The 20,015-nt window shown below is 60.4% G+C and carries 15 protein-coding genes; 13 read left to right on the forward strand and 2 right to left on the reverse strand.

Going from position 1 to position 20,015, the window contains the following annotated elements:
- Positions 1-2 precede the first annotated feature (2 nt).
- Positions 3-701, reverse strand: a complete 699-nt coding sequence (gene ubiG / locus ACVWY1_RS17205; protein WP_457378548.1) for a bifunctional 2-polyprenyl-6-hydroxyphenol methylase/3-demethylubiquinol 3-O-methyltransferase UbiG — start codon at positions 699-701, stop codon at positions 3-5.
- Positions 702-765: 64 nt separating this feature from the next.
- A complete protein-coding gene (locus tag ACVWY1_RS17210) occupies positions 766-2,091 on the reverse strand; it encodes a TRZ/ATZ family hydrolase (RefSeq protein WP_457378549.1) in 1,326 nt (441 codons plus the stop codon).
- Positions 2,092-2,202: 111 nt separating this feature from the next.
- Between ACVWY1_RS17210 and mtnA the strand changes: the two genes are divergently transcribed.
- The 13 genes from mtnA to ACVWY1_RS17275 all read left to right on the forward strand — a co-directional run bounded on the left by mtnA (position 2,203) and on the right by ACVWY1_RS17275 (position 20,014).
- Positions 2,203-3,279, forward strand: coding sequence for an S-methyl-5-thioribose-1-phosphate isomerase (gene mtnA / locus ACVWY1_RS17215; RefSeq protein ID WP_277503182.1), 1,077 nt, complete (start codon positions 2,203-2,205; stop codon positions 3,277-3,279).
- Positions 3,280-3,527: 248 nt separating this feature from the next.
- The gene (gene gyrA / locus ACVWY1_RS17220) at positions 3,528-6,290 is read left to right on the forward strand and encodes a DNA gyrase subunit A (protein ID WP_214501173.1); all 2,763 of its coding nucleotides are present in this window, start codon (positions 3,528-3,530) and stop codon (positions 6,288-6,290) included.
- A 157-nt stretch (positions 6,291-6,447) separates the two neighbouring features.
- Positions 6,448-7,533 carry a 3-phosphoserine/phosphohydroxythreonine transaminase gene (gene serC / locus ACVWY1_RS17225; RefSeq protein WP_094010761.1) on the forward strand — a complete coding sequence of 362 codons (1,086 nt, stop codon included), beginning with the start codon at positions 6,448-6,450 and terminating at the stop codon, positions 7,531-7,533.
- Positions 7,533-8,627 carry a prephenate dehydratase gene (gene pheA, locus ACVWY1_RS17230; RefSeq protein ID WP_110698041.1) on the forward strand — a complete coding sequence of 365 codons (1,095 nt, stop codon included), beginning with the start codon at positions 7,533-7,535 and terminating at the stop codon, positions 8,625-8,627. Before serC ends, pheA begins: the two co-directional genes overlap by 1 nt.
- A gap of 163 nt (positions 8,628-8,790) precedes the next feature.
- Positions 8,791-11,031 carry a bifunctional prephenate dehydrogenase/3-phosphoshikimate 1-carboxyvinyltransferase gene (locus ACVWY1_RS17235; RefSeq protein ID WP_457378550.1) on the forward strand — a complete coding sequence of 747 codons (2,241 nt, stop codon included), beginning with the start codon at positions 8,791-8,793 and terminating at the stop codon, positions 11,029-11,031.
- Positions 11,028-11,714, forward strand: a complete 687-nt coding sequence (gene cmk, locus ACVWY1_RS17240; protein WP_102684336.1) for a (d)CMP kinase — start codon at positions 11,028-11,030, stop codon at positions 11,712-11,714. The genes ACVWY1_RS17235 and cmk overlap by 4 nt, the downstream gene beginning before the upstream one ends.
- Before the next feature lie 123 nt (positions 11,715-11,837).
- Complete coding sequence (gene rpsA / locus ACVWY1_RS17245) at positions 11,838-13,514, forward strand: 30S ribosomal protein S1 (protein ID WP_046856619.1); 1,677 nt, start codon at positions 11,838-11,840, stop codon at positions 13,512-13,514.
- Positions 13,515-13,753: 239 nt separating this feature from the next.
- Positions 13,754-14,050, forward strand: a complete 297-nt coding sequence (gene ihfB, locus ACVWY1_RS17250) for an integration host factor subunit beta (RefSeq protein WP_102684335.1) — start codon at positions 13,754-13,756, stop codon at positions 14,048-14,050.
- 16 nt (positions 14,051-14,066) lie between these two features.
- Entirely contained in the window at positions 14,067-14,291 is a 225-nt protein-coding gene (locus ACVWY1_RS17255; RefSeq protein ID WP_102684360.1) for a lipopolysaccharide assembly protein LapA domain-containing protein, read from the forward strand.
- A 447-nt stretch (positions 14,292-14,738) separates the two neighbouring features.
- Positions 14,739-15,800 carry an LPS O-antigen chain length determinant protein WzzB gene (locus tag ACVWY1_RS17260; RefSeq protein WP_277503184.1) on the forward strand — a complete coding sequence of 354 codons (1,062 nt, stop codon included), beginning with the start codon at positions 14,739-14,741 and terminating at the stop codon, positions 15,798-15,800.
- A 231-nt stretch (positions 15,801-16,031) separates the two neighbouring features.
- On the forward strand, positions 16,032-16,967 hold the full coding sequence (locus tag ACVWY1_RS17265) for a WxcM-like domain-containing protein (RefSeq protein WP_457378551.1): 936 nt from the start codon (positions 16,032-16,034) through the stop codon (positions 16,965-16,967).
- Positions 16,968-17,309: 342 nt separating this feature from the next.
- On the forward strand, positions 17,310-18,659 hold the full coding sequence (locus tag ACVWY1_RS17270; RefSeq protein ID WP_277503186.1) for a Wzz/FepE/Etk N-terminal domain-containing protein: 1,350 nt from the start codon (positions 17,310-17,312) through the stop codon (positions 18,657-18,659).
- Between the two features lie 242 nt (positions 18,660-18,901).
- Entirely contained in the window at positions 18,902-20,014 is a 1,113-nt protein-coding gene (locus ACVWY1_RS17275) for a DegT/DnrJ/EryC1/StrS family aminotransferase (RefSeq protein WP_102684359.1), read from the forward strand.
- Position 20,015: the final 1 nt, after the last annotated feature.

Below are 20,015 nucleotides of genomic sequence, written 5' to 3' on the forward strand. Positions count from 1 at the left end.
GCTCATTCCTCGCGCAGGGTCTGGATCATGTAGTTGACGTCGACGTCGTTGCACAGCTTGTAGTGCTTGGTCAGCGGGTTGTAGGTCAGGCCGATGATGTCCTTGATCTCCAGGCCTGCGGCACGGCTCCAGGCGCCCAGCTCTGAGGGGCGGATGAACTTCTTGAAGTCGTGGGTGCCACGCGGCAGCATCTTCAGCACGTATTCGGCACCGATGATCGCCAGCAGGTAGGCCTTGGGGTTGCGGTTGATGGTCGAGAAGAACACCTGGCCGCCCGGCTTGACCATGCGATAGCAGGCGCGGATCACCGACGAAGGGTCGGGGACGTGCTCGAGCATCTCCAGGCAGGTGACCACGTCGAACTGTTCGGGCATCTCCTCGGCCAGGGTCTCGGCGGTGATCTGCCGGTATTCCACCGCCACGCCAGACTCCAGCTGGTGCAGTTGGGCCACCGCCAGCGGCGCCTCGCCCATGTCAATGCCGGTCACGGTGGCACCGCGCTGGGCCATCGCCTCGCTGAGGATGCCGCCGCCGCAGCCGACGTCCAGCACCTTTTTGCCGGCCAGGCCGACGCGCTCGTCGATCCAGTTGACCCGCAGCGGGTTGATGTCGTGCAGCGGCTTGAACTCGCTCTCGCGGTCCCACCAGCGGTGGGCCAGGGCTTCGAACTTGGCGATTTCGGCGTGGTCGACGTTGCTCATGGGAACAGTCCTCTGAATCTTCGATAAATAGTGTCGCGGGCCGGCAGCCGTGGCTGTCGGTCGTTCATTCATTGCGCCCGCCGATGCGGGCTCCCCAGGCACGGGCGTTGGCGGCCAGCGCGGCTTCGTCCATCCGTGTCAGGCGGCGGTCCTCGACCAGTTGCTGCCCGGCGACCCAGACATCCTTCACGCAGTCGCGACCGGTGGCGTAGATCAGTTGCGAGACCGGGTCGTGCACCGGTTGCTGCGCCAGCCCCGACAGGTCGAAGACTGCCAGGTCGGCGGCCTTGCCCACCTCGAGCGAGCCGGTGATCGGCTCCAGCCCGAGGGCCCGGGCGCCATTGAGCGTGGCCATGCGCAGCGCCCGGTGGGCGTCAAGGGCGGTGGCCGAGCCGGCCACGGCCTTGGCCAGCAACGCAGCGGTGCGGGTTTCACCGAGCAGGTCGAGGTCATTGTTGCTGGCGGCGCCGTCGGTGCCGACGGCCACGTTCACTCCGGCCTGCCACAGGCGCTCTACCGGGCAGAACCCGCTGGCCAGCTTGAGGTTGGACTCGGGGCAGTGGACCACGCTGGTGTTGCTTTCTACCAGCAGCGCCAGGTCTTCGTCGCTGATCTGGGTCATGTGCACCGCTTGCAGATTCGGGCCCAGCAGGCCCAGGCGCGCGAGGCGCGTCAGCGGCCGCTCACCGTTGTCCTTGAGCGCCTGCTCGACTTCGCTGGCGGTCTCGTGGATGTGCATGTGCAGCGGTGCGTCCAACTGGTCGGCGATCACCCGGATCTTCTCCAGGCTCTCGTCGCTCACTGTGTAGGGTGCGTGCGGGCCCAGGGCAATGGTGATGCGCGGGTGGTGGCGCAGATCGCCGAACAGTTCGATGGCCAGGTGCAGGGCCTCGTCCGGGGTGCGCGCGCCGGGGATGGGGAAATCCAGCAGCGGCACGGCGATCTGCGCGCGGATGCCGCTGCGGTGCACGCGGTCGCAGGCCTCGCGGGGGTAGAAATACATGTCGGCGAAGCAGGTGATGCCGCCCTTGAGCTGTTCGGCGATGGCCAGGTCGGTGCCGTCGCCCACGAAGGCCTCGTTCACCCAGCGACCCTCGGCGGGCCAGATGTGCTCCTGCAGCCAGGTCATCAGTGGCAGGTCGTCGGCTAAACCGCGGAACAGGGTCATGGCGGCGTGACCATGGGCGTTGACCAGCCCGGGCGTCAGCAGGCAGTCGGGCAGCGTTCGCACTTCCCGCGCTTGTGGCTCCCGCTCGCGTGGGCCGAGCCAGGCGATCTGGCCGTCGCGGATGCCCAGCGCATGGCCCTCCAGCACGACACCGGCCGGCTCGACGGGGACCAGCCAGTCCGGCACAAGCAGCAGGTCGAGGAGGGGAGTGGCGATGGGCATGCGCGATATATACCTGGATCGGTTCGGCTAAACGCGCAGTATACCCGAGCGTCCGCGACGCAGGCTCGCTATAATCGCCGGCTTTTGATGCCAGGGCGACGGGGAGAGGCGATGCGCGAGCAACTGATGGCGGCGGAGACGGTGACGGGCATCGAGTGGCGCGACGGCGTGCTGCACCTGCTCGACCAGCGCCTGCTGCCGCTTGAGCAGTGCTGGCTGGGCTGCACCGAGGCGGCCGAGGTGGCTGAGGCGATCAGCGACATGGCCGTGCGTGGCGCTCCGGCGATCGGCATCTGCGCCGCCTACGGCCTGGTGCTGGCGCTGCGCCGTCGTTTGGCCGAAGGCGAGAGCTGGGAAGAGAGCCTGGAAGAAGACTTCATGATGCTCGGCGAGGCGCGGCCCACCCCGGCCAACCTGTTCTGGGCGCTCAACCGCATGCGTGAGCGCCTGCAGCGCCTGCGCCCGGATGAAGACGTGCTGAAGGTGATGGAGGCCGAGGCGGTGGCGATTCACCAGAGTGATCGCGAGGCCAACCTGACCATGGCCCAGTTCGGTGTCGAGCAGATCCGCAGGCACCAGGGCAGCGAGCAGGCCCTGCTCACCCACGGCAACGCCGGGGCCCTGGCCACCGGCGGCTTCGGCACCGCCCTGGGGGTGATCCGCGCCGCCACCCTGGAGGGCATGGTCGAACAGGTCTATGCCTGCGAGTCGCGGCCGTGGCTGCAGGGTTCGCGCCTGACCGCCTGGGAGCTGGCCGCTGACGGAGTGCCGGTGACCGTGGTCGCCGACGCGGCGGCCGGGCACCTGATGAAGACCAAGGGCATCACCTGGGTGGTGGTCGGCGCCGACTGCATTGCCGCCAATGGCGATGTGGCGGCGAAGATCGGCACCTACCAGATGGCGGTGGCGGCCATGCACCACGGGCTGCGCTTCATGGTGGTGGCGCCGAGCACCAGCATTGATCTGAATCTGCCTACCGGCGAGGATATCCCGCTGGAGACCCGCGGCGAGGAAGAGCTGCTGGAGGTAGCGGGCATCCAGGTAACCGCTGATGTCGAAGCCTACAACCCGGTGGTCGATGTCACGCCGGCCGACCTGATCGACGTGATCGTCACCGAGAAGGGCGTTGTCGAGCGCCCGGATACCGCAAAGATCGCCCAGTTGATGTGCCGCAAACGCCTCCATTGAGGCGTTTTTCCATCCGTGCGGATGGTGCTGTACGGCAACCTGCCATATCTCCCATGCGCGCAGCGTTTGTGATACCATCCGGCAGTTTCCAAGGCCACTCTTTAGCGCGGCCTTCATTGCGCAGATCCATGGCACAACTCATTGATTTGTCGTAAGTCGTCGCACCCCAATTGCGCTGCGGCGGCGAGCTTCGTTCGTCCTTCGAGGGATCAGGCGAAGTTTCACCAGAAAAAGGAATCAGGCTTCTCATGGGCGAACTGGCCAAAGAAATCCTCCCGGTCAATATCGAAGACGAACTGAGACAGTCTTACCTCGACTACGCGATGAGCGTTATTGTCGGGCGAGCGCTGCCCGATGCGCGTGACGGCTTGAAGCCCGTGCATCGTCGCGTTCTGTATGCGATGAGCGAACTGGGCAACGACTGGAACAAACCGTACAAGAAATCCGCCCGTGTGGTCGGTGACGTGATCGGTAAGTACCACCCGCACGGCGACACCGCCGTGTACGACACCATCGTGCGCATGGCCCAGCCATTCTCGCTGCGCTACCTGCTGGTCGATGGCCAGGGCAACTTCGGTTCGGTGGACGGCGACAACGCCGCGGCCATGCGATACACCGAAGTGCGCATGTCCAAGCTGGCCCATGAACTGCTGGCCGACCTGCACAAAGAGACCGTCGACTGGGTGCCGAACTACGACGGTACCGAGCAGATCCCGGCGGTCATGCCGACCAAGATCCCCAACCTGCTGGTCAATGGCTCCAGCGGTATCGCCGTGGGCATGGCGACGAACATTCCGCCGCACAACCTCGGCGAAGTGATCGACGGCTGCCTGGCGCTGATCGACAACTCCGACATCACGGTCGATGAGCTGATGCAGTTCATCCCGGGGCCGGACTTCCCGACAGCTGGCCTGATCAACGGCCGCCAGGGCATCATCGAGGCCTATCGCACCGGCCGTGGCCGCATCTATATGCGGGCCCGCTCCGAGATCGAAGACATCGACAAGGTCGGCGGCCGCCAGCAGATCGTGGTCACCGAGCTGCCGTACCAGCTGAACAAGGCGCGCCTGATCGAGAAGATCGCCGAGCTGGTCAAAGAGAAGAAGATCGAAGGCATCACCGAGCTGCGCGACGAGTCCGACAAGGACGGCATGCGCATCGTCATCGAGCTGCGTCGCGGCGAGGTGCCGGAGGTGGTGCTCAACAACCTCTATCAGCAGACCCAGCTGCAGAGCGTATTCGGCATCAATATCGTCGCCCTGATCGACGGTCGTCCGCGCCTGCTTAATTTGAAAGACCTGCTCGAGGCGTTCGTCCGTCACCGCCGCGAGGTGGTCACCCGCCGTACCGTGTTCGAGCTGCGCAAGGCCCGCGAGCGTGGCCATATCCTTGAAGGCCAGGCGGTCGCGCTGTCCAACATCGACCCGGTCATCGCCCTGATCAAGGCCTCGCCGACGCCGTCCGAAGCCAAGGAAGCGCTGATCAGCACGGCCTGGGAGTCCAGCGCGGTGCAGGTCATGGTCGAGCGTGCCGGTGCCGAGTCGTGCCGTCCGGAAGACCTGCCGGAGCAGTACGGCCTGCGTGAAGGCAAGTACTACCTGTCGCCGGAACAGGCCCAGGCGATCCTGGAGCTGCGCCTGCACCGCCTGACCGGCCTGGAGCACGAGAAGCTGCTGGCTGAGTACCAGGAGATCCTCGAGCAGATCGGCGAGCTGATTCGCATCCTCAGCAGCGCCGAGCGCCTGATGGAAGTGATCCGCGAAGAGCTTGAAGCGATCCGCGCCGAGTACGGCGATGCCCGTCGCACCGAAATCCTCAATGCCAGCCACGACCTCAACTACGGCGACATGATCCCCGAAGAAGAGCGTGTGGTGACCATTTCCCACGGTGGCTACGCCAAGACCCAGCCATTGTCCGCTTACCAGGCCCAGCGCCGTGGTGGCAAGGGCAAGTCGGCCACAGGCGTCAAGGACGAGGACTACATCGAGCACCTGCTGGTCGCCAACAGCCACGCCACCCTGCTGCTGTTCTCCAGCAAGGGCAAGGTGTACTGGAAGAAGACCTACGAAATTCCCGAGGCCTCCCGCGCCGCCCGCGGTCGCCCGCTGGTCAACCTGCTGCCGCTGGAAGAAGGTGAGCGCATCACCGCCATGCTGCAGATCGACCTGGAGGCGCTGCAGCAGCACGCAGACCCAGAGGAAGAACTGGAAGACAGCGATGACAGCGTGATCGAAGGCGAGCTGGTGGAAGCCGAGGAGATCGACGAGGAAGACGGCGACACCCCTGAGTGGGTCGCTGAAGCGACCGGCGCCTACATCTTCATGGCCACTGCTTCCGGTACCGTCAAGAAGACTCCGCTGGTGCAGTTCGCCCGTCCGCGTTCCAACGGCCTGATTGCCCTGAAGCTCAAGGAAGGTGACACCTTGATCGCCGCCGCCATCACCGATGGCGCCAAGGAAGTCATGATGTTCTCCGACGCCGGCAAGGTGATCCGCTTCGCCGAGAGCGTGGTGCGCGAGATGGGCCGTACCGCCCGTGGCGTGCGCGGCATGAAGCTGGGCAAGGGTCAGCAGATCATTTCCATGCTGATTCCGGAGTCTGGCGCGCAGATCCTCACCGCTTCCGAGCGTGGTTTCGGCAAGCGTACCCCGCTGTCCAAGTTCCCGCGTCGCGGCCGTGGCGGTCAGGGCGTGATCGCCATGGGCACCAAGGGGCGCAACGGTCTGCTGATCGGCGCTATCCAGGTGCAGGAAGGCGAGGAAATCATGCTGATCTCCGACCAGGGCACGCTGGTGCGTACCCGGGTTGGCGAGGTGTCCAGCCTGGGCCGTAACACCCAGGGTGTCACGCTGATCAAGCTGGCCACCGACGAGACGCTGGTGGGGCTTGAGCGCGTCCAGGAACCCTCCGAGGAAGAGCTCGATGAGCTGATCGAGACGGACGAGGAGGGCGCCCCGCTTGATGCGGTGGGCGACGACGATGCCGGCACCGAAGAGGCGCCTCAGGAATAATCGATGCAACAACCCGAGCGGGGCGACCAAGGTCGCCCCGTTTGACTGATGAAGGTGGAGCATTGGCGCTGCGAGGCAGCCCTGATGCTGGCGATACAGTCTTGACTGGTCCGCAGCGAATTACGATTTTGTTCTATTTGGCAGAGCGAGAGTGGATGTGAGCAAACGAGCCTTTAACTTCTGCGCAGGCCCTGCCGCGCTTCCTGATGCCGTGCTGCAGCGCGCCCAGGCCGAGATGCTGGACTGGCGCGGCAAGGGTCTGTCGGTGATGGAGATGAGCCATCGCAGTGACGACTATGTGGCCATCGCCGAAAAGGCCGAGCAGGACCTGCGCGACCTGCTGTCCGTCCCCTCCAACTACAAGGTGCTGTTCCTGCAGGGCGGCGCCAGCCAGCAGTTCGCCGAGATTCCGCTGAACCTGCTGCCGGAAAACGGCACCGCCGACTACGTCGAGACCGGTATCTGGTCGAAGAAGGCCATCGAGGAAGCGCGCCGCTTCGGCACTGTCAACGTTGCTGCCAGCGCCAAGCCCTACGACTACCTGGCCATCCCGGGCCAGAACGAGTGGCAGCTGACCCGCAACGCCGCCTACGTGCACTATGCGTCCAACGAGACCATTGGGGGCCTGCAGTTCGACTGGGTGCCCGAAACCGGTGACGTCCCGCTGGTGGTCGACATGTCCTCGGACATCCTGTCGCGCCCGATCGACGTGTCGCAGTACGGCCTGATCTATGCCGGCGCGCAGAAGAACATCGGCCCGAGTGGCCTGGTGGTGGTGATCGTGCGCGAAGACCTGCTGGGTCGTGCCCGCAGCAGCTGCCCGACCATGCTCGACTACAAGGTGTCGGCCGACAACGGCTCGATGTACAACACTCCGGCCACTTATTCCTGGTACCTCTCGGGCCTGGTGTTCGAGTGGCTCAAGGAGCAGGGTGGCGTCGAGGCGATGGAGCAGCGCAACCGCGCCAAGAAAGAGCGCCTGTACGGCTTCATCGATGCCAGCGAGTTCTACACCAACCCGATCAGTGTCAACGCCCGCTCGTGGATGAACGTGCCGTTCCGCCTGGCCGACGAACGTCTGGACAAGGCCTTCCTGGCCGGCGCCGATGCCCGTGGCTTGCTCAACCTCAAGGGCCATCGTTCGGTCGGTGGCATGCGTGCCTCGATCTACAACGCCCTGGGCCTGGAGGCTGTCGAGGCGCTGGTACAGTACATGGGTGAATTCGAGAAGGAGCACGGCTGATGTCCGATCAGGAGCTCAAGGCCCTGCGCGTGCGCATCGACAGCCTCGACGAGAAGATCCTCGAGCTGATCAGCGAGCGCGCCCGTTGCGCCCAGGAAGTGGCCAAGGTCAAGACCGCATCGTTGCCAGAAGGCGAGGCGCCGGTGTTCTACCGTCCCGAGCGCGAGGCCGCGGTGCTCAAGCGCGTCATGCAGCGTAATCAGGGGCCGCTGGACAACGAAGAGATGGCGCGGTTGTTCCGCGAGATCATGTCCTCCTGCCTGGCGCTTGAAGAGCCGCTTAAGGTGGCCTACCTCGGCCCTGAAGGGACCTTCACCCAGGCCGCAGCCATGAAGCACTTCGGCCATGCCGTGGTCAGCCGCCCGATGGCGGCCATCGACGAGGTGTTCCGCGAGGTGGCGGCGGGTGCGGTCAATTTCGGCGTGGTGCCGGTGGAGAACTCCACCGAGGGCGCCGTCAGCCACACGCTGGACAGCTTCCTCGAGCATGACATGGTGATCTGCGGCGAAGTCGAGTTGCGTATCCACCATCACCTGCTGGTGGGCGAGAACACCAAGACCGACAGCATCACCCGCATCTACTCCCATGCCCAGTCGCTGGCCCAGTGCCGCAAGTGGCTGGACGCCCATTACCCGAACGTCGAGCGTGTGGCTGTGTCCAGCAACGCCGAGGCGGCCAAGCGGGTCAAGGGTGAGTGGAATTCGGCGGCCATTGCCGGTGACATGGCGGCCAACCTGTATGGCCTGACCCGCCTGGCCGAAAAGATCGAGGACCGGCCGGACAACTCCACGCGCTTCCTCATGATTGGCAGCCAGGAAGTGCCGCCGACCGGCGACGACAAGACTTCGATCATCGTCTCCATGAGCAACAAGCCGGGTGCTCTGCACGAGCTGCTGGTGCCGTTCCACGAGAACGGCATCGACCTCACGCGCATCGAGACCCGTCCGTCGCGCAGCGGCAAGTGGACCTACGTGTTCTTCATCGACTTTGTCGGCCATCACCGTGATCCGCTGATCAAGGCGGTACTCGAGCAGATCAGCCAGGAGGCTGTGGCGCTGAAGGTGTTGGGCTCTTATCCGAAAGCGGTGCTCTGATCGATTTTGTTGGGGTCGCTTTGCGGCCCATCGCCGGCAAGCCGGCTCCCACAGGGAGCGGTGTATCGCTGGCCTATGTGGGAGCTGGCTTGCCAGCGATGGGCTGCGCAGCAGCCCCCTGCGGTCTCAACGACTGGCATGTTTTTGAACAGGGTTCGCACTCGTGGTTAATGCTGTAACAAACAATCCCGCTCCGCTCATCGACCGTCTGGTGGTCGTAGGTCTCGGCCTGATCGGCGGCTCCTTTGCCAAAGGCCTGCGCGAAAGCGGCCTGTGTCGCGAAGTGGTCGGCGTCGACCTCGACGCCGAGTCGCGCAAACAAGCCGTGGTGCTGGGCGTGGTCGATCGCTGCGAGGCTGACCTTGCGGTCGCATGTGTCGGCGCCGACGTCATTCAGTTGGCTGTGCCGATCCTGGCCATGGAGAAAGTCCTGGCTCGCCTGGCCCAGCTCGACTTGGGTAATGCGGTGATCACCGACGTGGGCAGTGCCAAGGGCAATGTGGTGCGTGCCGCGCGCGAGGCGTTCGCCGAGCGCCTGCCGCGTTTCGTGCCGGGGCACCCGATCGCCGGGTCCGAGCAGAGCGGGGTGGAGGCCTCCAATGCGGCGCTGTTCCGCCGGCACAAGGTGATCCTCACTCCGCTGGCGGAAACCGAGCCGGGCGCGCTAGCCCTGGTCGATCGCCTCTGGCGGGCGCTGGATGCCGATGTCGAGCACATGTCGGTGGAGCGCCATGACGAAGTGCTGGCCGCCACCAGCCACCTGCCGCACCTGCTGGCCTTCGGCCTGGTTGACTCGCTGGCCAAGCGCAATGAAAACCTGGAGATCTTCCGGTACGCTGCGGGAGGCTTCCGCGATTTCACGAGAATCGCCGGCAGCGACCCGATCATGTGGCACGACATCTTCCTCGCCAACCGCGAGGCGGTCCTGCGCACTCTCGATACATTTCGCAGCGACCTCGACGCCTTGCGCGACGCGGTCGATGCTGGGGACGGGCACCAACTGCTGGGCGTGTTCACCCGCGCCCGGGTTGCCCGCGAGCATTTCAGTAAAATCCTTGCCCGTCGGGCCTATGTGGACGCTATGAACGCCAACGATCTGATTTTCCTGGCCCAACCGGGTGGCCGCGTGTCCGGACGGATCCGCGTACCTGGCGACAAATCGATTTCCCATCGCTCGATCATGCTCGGCTCGCTGGCCGAGGGCACGACGGAAGTCGAAGGTTTCCTCGAGGGTGAAGACGCCCTGGCGACCTTGCAGGCCTTCCGCGACATGGGTGTGGTCATCGAAGGGCCGCACCATGGTCGCGTGACCATCCATGGTGTCGGCCTGCATGGCCTCAAGCCGCCACCCGGGCCGCTGTACGTGGGCAACTCTGGCACCTCGATGCGCCTGCTGTCCGGCCTGCTGGCAGCGCAGTCGTTCGACACCACCATGACCGGCGACGCCTCGCTGTCCAAGCGTCCGATGAACCGCGTGGCCAACCCGCTGCGTGAAATGGGTGCCGTGGTCGAGACCGGCCCTGAAGGTCGACCGCCGCTGACCATCCGTGGTGGCCACAAGCTCAAGGCGCTGAACTACACGCTGCCGATGGCCAGTGCCCAGGTCAAGTCCTGCCTGCTGCTGGCTGGCCTGTACGCCGAAGGCACCACCACCGTCACCGAGCCTGCGCCCACCCGTGACCACACCGAGCGCATGCTGCGCGGCTTCGGCTACGCGGTCGAGTCGAACGGTCCGGTAGCTTCCCTGCAGTCCGGTGGCAAGCTCACCGCCACCCGTATCGAAGTGCCGGCGGATATTTCTTCCTCGGCGTTCTTCCTGGTGGCGGCGTCCATCGCCGAGGGTTCCGAACTGGTCCTGGAGCACGTCGGCATCAACCCGACCCGCACCGGTGTTATCGACATCCTGCGCCTGATGGGCGGCGACATCACCCTGGAAAACCAGCGTGAAGTCGGCGGCGAGCCGGTGGCTGACCTGCGCGTGCGTGGCGCCAAGCTCAAGGGTATCGACATCCCGGAAGAGCTGGTGCCGCTGGCCATCGACGAGTTCCCGGTGCTGTTCGTCGCCGCCGCCTGCGCCGAAGGGCGTACCGTGCTGCGTGGCGCCGAAGAACTGCGGGTCAAGGAATCGGACCGCATCCAGGTGATGGCCGACGGCCTGATCGCCCTGGGCGTGAAGTGCGAGCCGACCCCGGACGGCATCATCATCGACGGCGGCCAGATCGGCGGCGGCGAAGTGCACGGTCATGGCGACCACCGCATCGCCATGGCGTTCAGCATCGCTTCGCTGCGCGCCAGTGCCCCGATCGTCATTCATGACTGCGCCAACGTCGCCACGTCGTTCCCCAACTTCCTGGCGCTGTGCAAGGAAGTCGGCATCCGCGTCGCCGAAGAGGGCAAGTCGTGAATTCGCAAGCACCGGTCATCACCATCGACGGGCCTAGCGGCTCGGGCAAGGGCACGGTCGCAGGGCTGCTGGCTCGTGAGCTGGGCTGGCGTCTGCTCGACTCTGGCGCCCTCTACCGCTTGTTGGCATTCAATGCCAGCAATCACGGTGTCGACCTGACCAACGAAGAGCTGCTCAAGGCGCTGGCCGCGCATCTGGACGTGCAGTTCGTCGCGGCGGAGCCGGGCAAGCTGCAGCAGATCATTCTCGAAGGTGAGGATGTCAGCAATGCCATTCGCACCGAGACAGTCGGTGCCGGGGCCTCGATGGTTGCCTCGCTGCCGGCGGTGCGCGAGGCGCTGCTGCAGCGCCAGCGTGCTTTCCGTGAAGCCCCTGGGCTGATCGCCGACGGTCGCGACATGGGGACCGTGGTGTTCCCGGACGCGCCGTTGAAGGTGTTCCTTACCGCCAGTGCCGAGGAGCGTGCCCGTCGCCGTTACCTGCAGTTGAAGGGCAAGGGCGAAGATGTTAGTCTGTCGAGTCTGCTAGATGAGATCCGTGCGCGCGATGAGCGCGACACCCAGCGCGCAGTGGCCCCGCTCAAGCCGGCGGCCGATGCAATCCAGCTGGATTCCACGGAGTTGTCCATCGAGCAGGTGCTGCAACGCATCAGAAGCGAGCTCGCCCTGCGCGACCTGGCCTGATGGAGAGGAGGGCCGGCAGGGGCACCAGTCAACGTCCTGCCAGCACTTCTTAACTTAACGAAACCCACATTGTCTGGAATGTGGCTATGGGCGTCTTTTTCGCCCGAATCTACAGGAATTAAAATGAGCGAAAGCTTTGCAGAACTCTTTGAAGAAAGCCTGAAAACCCTCAATCTTCAGCCGGGTGCAATCATCACCGGTATCGTTGTCGACATCGACGGCGACTGGGTTACCGTACACGCTGGCCTGAAGTCCGAGGGTGTCATCCCGCTCGAGCAGTTCTACAACGAAACTGGCGAACTGACCATCAAGGTCGGTGACGAAGTTCACGTTGCGCTGGACGCGGTCGAAGACGGCTTCGGCGAAACCAAGCTGTCCCGTGAAAAAGCCAAGCGCGCCGAGTGCTGGATTGTTCTGGAAGCTGCTTTCGCTGCTGAAGAAGTGGTCAAGGGCGTTATCAACGGTAAGGTTAAAGGCGGCTTCACTGTCGACGTTAACGGCATCCGTGCGTTCCTGCCGGGCTCCCTGGTTGATGTCCGCCCAGTGCGCGACACCACCCACCTCGAAGGCAAAGAGCTGGAATTCAAGGTCATCAAGCTGGACCAGAAGCGCAACAACGTTGTCGTTTCCCGTCGCAGCGTCCTGGAAGCCGAAAACAGCGCCGAGCGCGAAGCTCTGCTGGAATCGCTGCAGGAAGGCCAGCAGGTCAAAGGTATAGTCAAGAACCTCACCGACTACGGTGCGTTCGTTGACCTGGGCGGCGTCGATGGTCTGCTGCACATCACCGACATGGCCTGGAAGCGTATCAAGCACCCGTCCGAGATCGTCAACGTTGGTGACGAGATCGACGTCAAGGTCCTGAAGTACGATCGTGAGCGCAACCGCGTTTCGCTGGGCCTGAAGCAACTGGGCGAAGACCCATGGGTTGCTATCAAAGCCCGTTACCCAGAGAGCACCCGCGTGACTGCTCGCGTTACCAACCTGACCGACTACGGCTGCTTCGCTGAGCTGGAAGAAGGCGTTGAAGGCCTGGTACACGTTTCCGAAATGGACTGGACCAACAAGAACATCCACCCGTCGAAAGTCGTTCAGGTTGGCGACGAAGTGGAAGTCATGGTTCTGGACATCGACGAAGAGCGTCGTCGTATCTCCCTGGGCATCAAGCAGTGCAAGTCCAACCCATGGGAAGACTTCTCCGGCCAGTTCAACAAGGGTGACAAGATCACCGGTACCATCAAGTCGATCACCGACTTCGGTATCTTCATCGGCCTGGACGGCGGCATCGATGGTCTGGTTCACCTGTCCGACATCTCCTGGAACGAAGCCGGCGAAGAAGCCGTGCGTCGCTTCAAGAAGGGCGACGAGCTGGAAACCGTCATCCTGTCGGTTGACCCAGAGCGCGAGCGCATCTCCCTGGGCATCAAGCAGCTGGAAGACGATCCGTTCTCCAACTTCGTTGCTGTCAACGACAAGGGCGCTATCGTCAAGGGTATCGTCAAGGAAGTTGACGCCAAGGGCGCTATCGTGACCCTGGCCGACGACATCGAAGCTACTCTGAAGGCTTCCGAAATCAGCCGTGACCGCGTTGAAGACGCTCGTAACGTGCTGAAGGAAGGCGAAGAGATCGAAGCCAAGATCATCAGCGTCGACCGCAAGTCCCGCGTCATCAGCCTGTCCATCAAGTCGAAGGACGATGCTGAAGAGCGCGAAGCCATCCAGAGCCTGAAAAACGCTCCGGAAGCGGCTGCCGACACCACCATGGCCGCGCTGCTGCGCGAAGCTATGGCCAAGCAGAACTGAGTTCTGTTTGATCGGTAAAAAGGGCGACCCTCGGGTCGCCCTTTTTTGTGCCTGTGATTTCTCGGCAGGTGTGGAGCCTCCGGTATCCTGGCCCGATTCCTGGCGGCTTGTTACGACTGTGAACAAATCCTTACCTTGAATTTTTTTGTTTAGTCAAGAACCGGCCTGTTCAAATCGCTCGGAGCGTGCTACAAACTGATTAAGCAATGATCTAGCTGCTTGATAACGAAGGGAAAAATATGACGAAGTCGGAGCTGATCGAACGTATTGTCACCCATCAGGGGCTACTCTCGTCCAAGGACGTCGAGTTGGCCATCAAGACCATGCTTGAGCAGATGTCGCAGTGCCTGGCGACCGGGGATCGTATCGAGATCCGTGGCTTCGGCAGCTTTTCCCTGCACTATCGCGCGCCCCGTGTAGGGCGCAACCCCAAGACCGGTCAGTCGGTCAGCCTGGACGGCAAGTACGTGCCGCATTTCAAACCCGGCAAGGAGTTGCGTGACCGGGTTAATGAAGAAGAGCATGAGCACCCTTGAATGGAGGAGCAGCCTGATGCGTAATCTCAAGCGCGCCCTGATGGCGTTGTTCGTGCTGCTATTGGCGGCTGTAGTGTTGTTCTTTGTGTTGGAGAACCAGCAGGCTGTCTCCCTGGTTTTGTTTGGCTGGTCGGCGCCCTCCCTCCCCATAGCAGTGTTAGTGTTGGCGGCGTTGGTGGTTGGCTTGGCAATGGGGCCGCTGCTGGGTTCGTTTGGGCGGTGGCGCAAGGTTGCCCGGTAAGTCGTGTCTTCCAGGGGCAGGTAAAGGGGGCATGTCTTATGTTGAAGTGCCATCATGTTGTGAGCGAGTAGTAGTGAGTCGTCACTTTCAATTTCTGCCTATGCGTCTTTAGCGAGCAGGGATTTCGGCCGCCCTCATCTGTGATGGGTGTGCGCAAGCGTTTGGATTCTCCGGTGGCCTAACGAAGCAGTCGCCTACCTGTTGGACCGTCATGGACAAAGAGTGCCTAAAGGCCGCTCAATTGCGAAATGCTCTGTCGGTTTTTTCTCCATTTGTCGTATGAATGGAACTAATGCGGAGGAGTGCTTTCATTATCTGGCTTAAGCGTGGGAGTGAATTTGCGCTTGGTATTGAGTAATGCCGGCTATGCTTGGGGTATGTGACAGGATGTTCTGCTAGCGCCTAAAGGCGTAGTCGATCTGACAGACCTAAGGAAAACTAGAATAGATGCAAAATATACGTGGTGGCGCTGATGTAGGGGAGATGGACCTGATCACCTTGATCGCGGTGTTGTGGGCGGAAAAAATCCTGGTGGTCGGTGTGGCATTGGTTGTCACGCTTGCTTCGATCGGCTACGCGTTTTTCGCTTCACCTCTGTTTGAAGCTAAAGTGTACGTCCAGCCGCCTTTTGCCCATGATGTCGCGCGTCTCAATCAAGGGCGGGGAGGGGACAGTGGCTTGAAGCTGATTTCGCCTAAGGATGCCTATGCTATTTTTCTGGATTGTTTGAATTCGGAGTTTTTGCGTCGAAAGTTTTTTCTTGAATATTATTTGCCCAGTCTTTCGCAAGGGGAGCGCTCACGCTCTCAGGACGATTTGTATGCGCGGTTCAACAAGCTGTTAGCTGTTGCTGAAAGCCAAGCGCCTGAGCGTTACTCGATCGCGATGCGGCAGTCGACTCCAGTTATGGCGGCCGAATGGCTTTCTCGCTATATGCAAATGGCCAATGAAGAGGCGAAAGCAGCTTTAATTCGAGGGGCGCAGGTGGAAGTTGCGTTAAAAGTGGACAGTCTCATAAAAAAAATTGAAGTCGCTCGAGCCAATGCCCTCGGAGAGCGCGAAGATCGGATGGTGCAGTTATCGGAAGCGCTGGTGATCGCAGAAAAAATCGGGCAGGAAAAGCCAGTAGAGGTGGTTGATACATCGGTTGCGGAAAGGGGGGGGGCGCGTGAACTGGTTTATCTACGCGGATCCAAGGCATTGAAAGCCGAGATAGAGATGCTTGGCAAGCGGGCAACTAACGATCCCTTTACCCCGGGGTTGCGCGTTTATCAAGAAGAGCTCGCCTTTTATCAGGCATTGAAAGTGGGTGAAGCGGTGTTCGAGGTGTATCGTCCGGATGGCGAGGTGTTGGAGCCTGATGAGCAGGTCAAGCCGAATCGTGCTCTGGTCATATCGCTGGGTGTGCTGTCGGGCCTGCTTATCGGTGTCGCAGCCGCTTTGTCGCGCCTCGTATGGCGAGGGGTGCGGCGTCGAGGGTCCAGCGCTGCCGAGTTATCGTCAAGCTAAGCTTTGTACTAACAGTGCCTGTGCTACGATCATATCGCGTTGAAAGCTGGCTCGGAATGCTCATTTACAACCCGCAAACTCTGCTTCCTCGCCTGATTTTTACTTGCCTGAGCGTCGCTCGGGTACTTTTCGTACAAGCCCTCAGGCGCGGGGGTAGGAGCTTGCGTAATGTAAGTGACTAAAATACGGCATGCTGAAAGCGTGTTAAAGCAGGGATTTCGGAGCAGGAAAATGGGTGTTGAGTTGGATTATTTTGTGCATGAGCGTGCTTTGTGCGAATCTCTATCAATTGGAGCGGGCTCCAGGATATGGGCATTTGCTCATGTTCTGCCTGGGGCTGTAGTGGGCAAGGAATGTAATATCTGTGATAATGTTTTTGTTGAGAATGACGTCGTAATTGGTGACCGGGTAACACTCAAGTGTGGTGTGCAGGTGTGGGATGGCATTACCTTGGAGGACGATGTATTTGTTGGTCCTAATGTTACCTTTACAAATGATCTATTCCCACGAAGCAAAGTCTATCCTGGAGAATTCCTGCGAACTATTGTTCGGCGAGGGGCGTCTCTCGGTGCGAACTGTACCATACTGCCGGGTTTGACCATTGGGGAGCGGGCCATGGTCGGCGCTGGGGCTGTAGTTACGCGCTCGGTCCCGCCTGGGGCAGTCGTCATAGGCAATCCTGCGAAAATTATCGGCCATGTGGACACTGAGCGTACCTCTCCGTTGCCGACTGAACCGTCATGCGAGCTTGGTGTGACAGCCACAAAAGTTCGTGGAGTAACCCTTCATTGCCAAAAAGTAATGAGTGATTCGCGGGGCTGTCTGACGGTTGGAGAGTTTGAGCGAAGTGTGCCTTTTGCGGCGAAGCGATATTTCCTTGTCTATGGTGTCCCGGCTGGTGAAACTCGCGGCGAGCACGCGCATTTGAAGTGCCATCAATACCTGGTGGTAGTCAAGGGTAGTGTTCATGTGATTGTCGATGATGGTCGTGTGCGGGATGAATTTCTACTCGACAAGCCGAACATGGGCATTTACCTGCCTCCCCTGACCTGGGGGGTTCAATACCAATACTCTAGTGATGCCGTGCTCTTGGTGTTCGCATCCGATGACTATGATGTGGAAGATTACATCAACAGTTATGAAGATTTTGTCGACCTTGTAAAGTAAGGTCCTTTGTCACCCCTCCCCCCCTGGGTTCACAGGTGTCGATTGGCTTCTGGGGGCAATTGATACCTCCACCAGCACGGAGCCGAGCCGTTTCTGCTGCGGGCCATTCTCATTCGACGATGGTCACGAGAATGCCCAGGGGGTGTCATCCTGCTGTCAGTCAAGCGTGCCAGCAAAAGGTCGGCGTTGACGCTTGTATAAATAGCTCCCGCTGCCATAATACGACCCTTTCCTTGCATGCAGGTATGCCCTGCATTCCACGTCGTGGCACGGATATGCCTTTAGCCAAGCCATGGGATGGGGCCTGCCGCGGTATTTTTCAGGCTCGAAGGCAGGTCTGTCGTGACTAGCATCAATCAGTTTCCATCATTAGGTGTTCTTGAGTTCAACCTTTTTAGTGCGAGTGCCGCGCTGTGGCACGGGAGGCGACTGGTTCTCGCCACCACTGGCCTGGCTACGATCGCCGCCTTGACCTACGCTTTCCTTGTCACCCCCAGTTATAAGGTAACAAGTGTCCTGCGTCCGGTAGCCCAATTCGAGTTAGACGCACTGAACCGCTCGGGGGTATATAAGCTCGGGCCTGAGCAAGCGTTACAGCGTGTCGGCGCAGCACTGGAATCTTACGACACCCGATTTGCTTACTTTCGAGCCCATCCCGAGCAGTTCAAGTCATTCAATGACCCCGCTTTAAGTGTCGAGCAACGCTTCGAGTTGTTTAATCGCAATTCATTGCAGGTGCGCCGTGTCAGTGCTTCAGCTGGGGAAGGAAGTAGTGATGCGGTCGTGCTCGAGCTTACTTATCGCGCAGGTGATGAGGGCGTCGCTATTGTGGAGGGCTTGCTGGATCAAGCCTTTGTGGTTGAGCGTGAAAGAATCAATAGTGATATAAGCACTGTTGTTAATAATCAGCTGAAAGCATTGGATTTGCGGTTGCAAAAGTCTCGGCTCTCCTACGAGACATTAAAAGACCTCCAGATTGCCTCGTTGAATGAAGAAGACTCGGTAAAACGAGCCCGGCTGCTTGACGAGATGCGTGCGCGACGTGCCGAGCTCAAAACATTGCGCGCCAACCGTATTGCTCAATTAGACGAGGCGCTACTCATCGCTCGACGCTTAGGCATCAAGCGACCTTCCACACCTACTTCGATTGCCGATAACCCGGCGAATAATGCCACCAGCGTAGTCGTGGCAGATGGTGTCAGCCGTGACCCTCTCTACTTCCTTGGCAGCGATGCCCTGGAGGCCGAGCGCGCAGCATTGGTCCAGCGCCGCTCCGACGATTTTGTGGACACTCGAATTCCTCAGATTGCGAAGGAGCTGCAGATGCTCGAGCGCAATCGTGAAATTGAGGCGCTTGAGCAGCGCAAGCTTACTGATTTGTACGCACAGGATATCGCTAGTATCAGGGCGGAGCGATTTGAGTTGGAGCAGCTCAAATTGCAGGCGTCGATGCTCAAGCTTGTGAGTATTGATCAACGTGCGGTGAGCCCGCAGGCACCGATTTCACCGAACAAATGGCTGTTAGGCATCAGCGGCATGCTGGTGGGGTTGTTATTAGGGGTGAGTTTTGTGCTACTTCGGCACCTGTTCATGAGCAATGCCTCGCAGTTCAAAGGTACTGCCTTCGATCGGGTAGAGTCTCCGGGCGCTGTCCTGCGGCGCGAAGATCTCAGCGGGGGGCGGTTGCGTTGAGAACTGCTTTCCTAACCCCTCGGCGGCTTTATCAACGACGGGTGGGGTGGCATTTTGCCTTGTAACGCTGGTGTCACTAATGTGAGATAGTAGGCATTCCGCGCACCGTTCATGTCTTGAGGTAGGGTTGCAGCGTTGCGTTGCGACCGTGAAGACACAGGCTTTCAAAGTGTCGTGATGATAGGGTTGTCCCGGGTTCGCTTACACGGTCGAACCGGGCTCAGGATTTCATGAGGAATATGATGGTCAGCTTTCTCAATCTGAAGAAAATAAACGAAACGCTTCAAGATGAATTGGTGGAAGCGTGCAAGCGGGTTATCGAGTCAGGATGGTATATTGCGGGTAAAGAGCTTTCTGAGTTTGAGAGTGCTTGGGCAAAGTACTGTGGTGTAAAACATTGTGTTGGTGTCGCTAATGGCTTGGATGCCTTGGTGCTGACGCTCCGGGCCTGGAAAGAATTGGGTAGGCTCAAGGCGGGTGATGAAGTGATTGTCCCGGCTAATACTTATATAGCAAGTATTCTTGCCATTTCGGAAAATCAGTTACAGCCCGTTTTGGTTGAGCCTGATCCTGACACGTTTAATATTTCTGTGGACGCTATCAAGCGCTCCATTTCGTCGAATACCAAGGCGATCTTACCTGTTCACCTGTACGGACAGTTGGCTGACATGCCCGCCATCATGCAATTGGCCAAGGAGCATGGGTTGCTTGTTCTGGAGGACTCCGCACAGTCACACGGTGCAAGTATTGATGGGCGGCGATGTGGAAACTGGGGGGATGCTTCAGGGTTCAGCTTCTACCCAGGTAAGAATCTTGGTGCCCTGGGTGATGCAGGGGCTGTCACGACCAATGATGACGATCTCGCTCTGACGCTGCGAGCATTGCGCAATTATGGCTCTCACAAAAAGTACGAAAACCTGTACAGAGGAGTAAATAGCCGGTTGGACGAAATTCAGGCGGCGATGCTTTCTGTAAAGCTTCGTGTGCTTGACGTTCATACGCAGCAACGGCGGGTTATTGCAAGTCGCTATATTGCTGGTATTGATAATCCAGCGATCAGGCTGCCAACGGTAGAACGAGAGGAGCAACATGTTTGGCATCTTTTCGTAGTGCGAACGGCTCAGAGGGAAGCATTGCAGCAGCATCTTAATGAGCAAGGTGTACAAACGCTGATTCACTATCCCATTCCGCCACATCAACAACAGGCGTATGCGGACTGGCGCGGGGACAGTTATCCCGTCAGCGAGCAGTTGCATCAAGAGGTGCTGAGTCTACCCATGGACCCGACCATGATGGAGGCGGACGTCGAAAAGGTTATCGCTGCCTGTAACTCCTTCAAGGGTATGGTCCTCTAAG

It is taken from the genome of Pseudomonas sp. TE6288 (assembly GCF_054062095.1).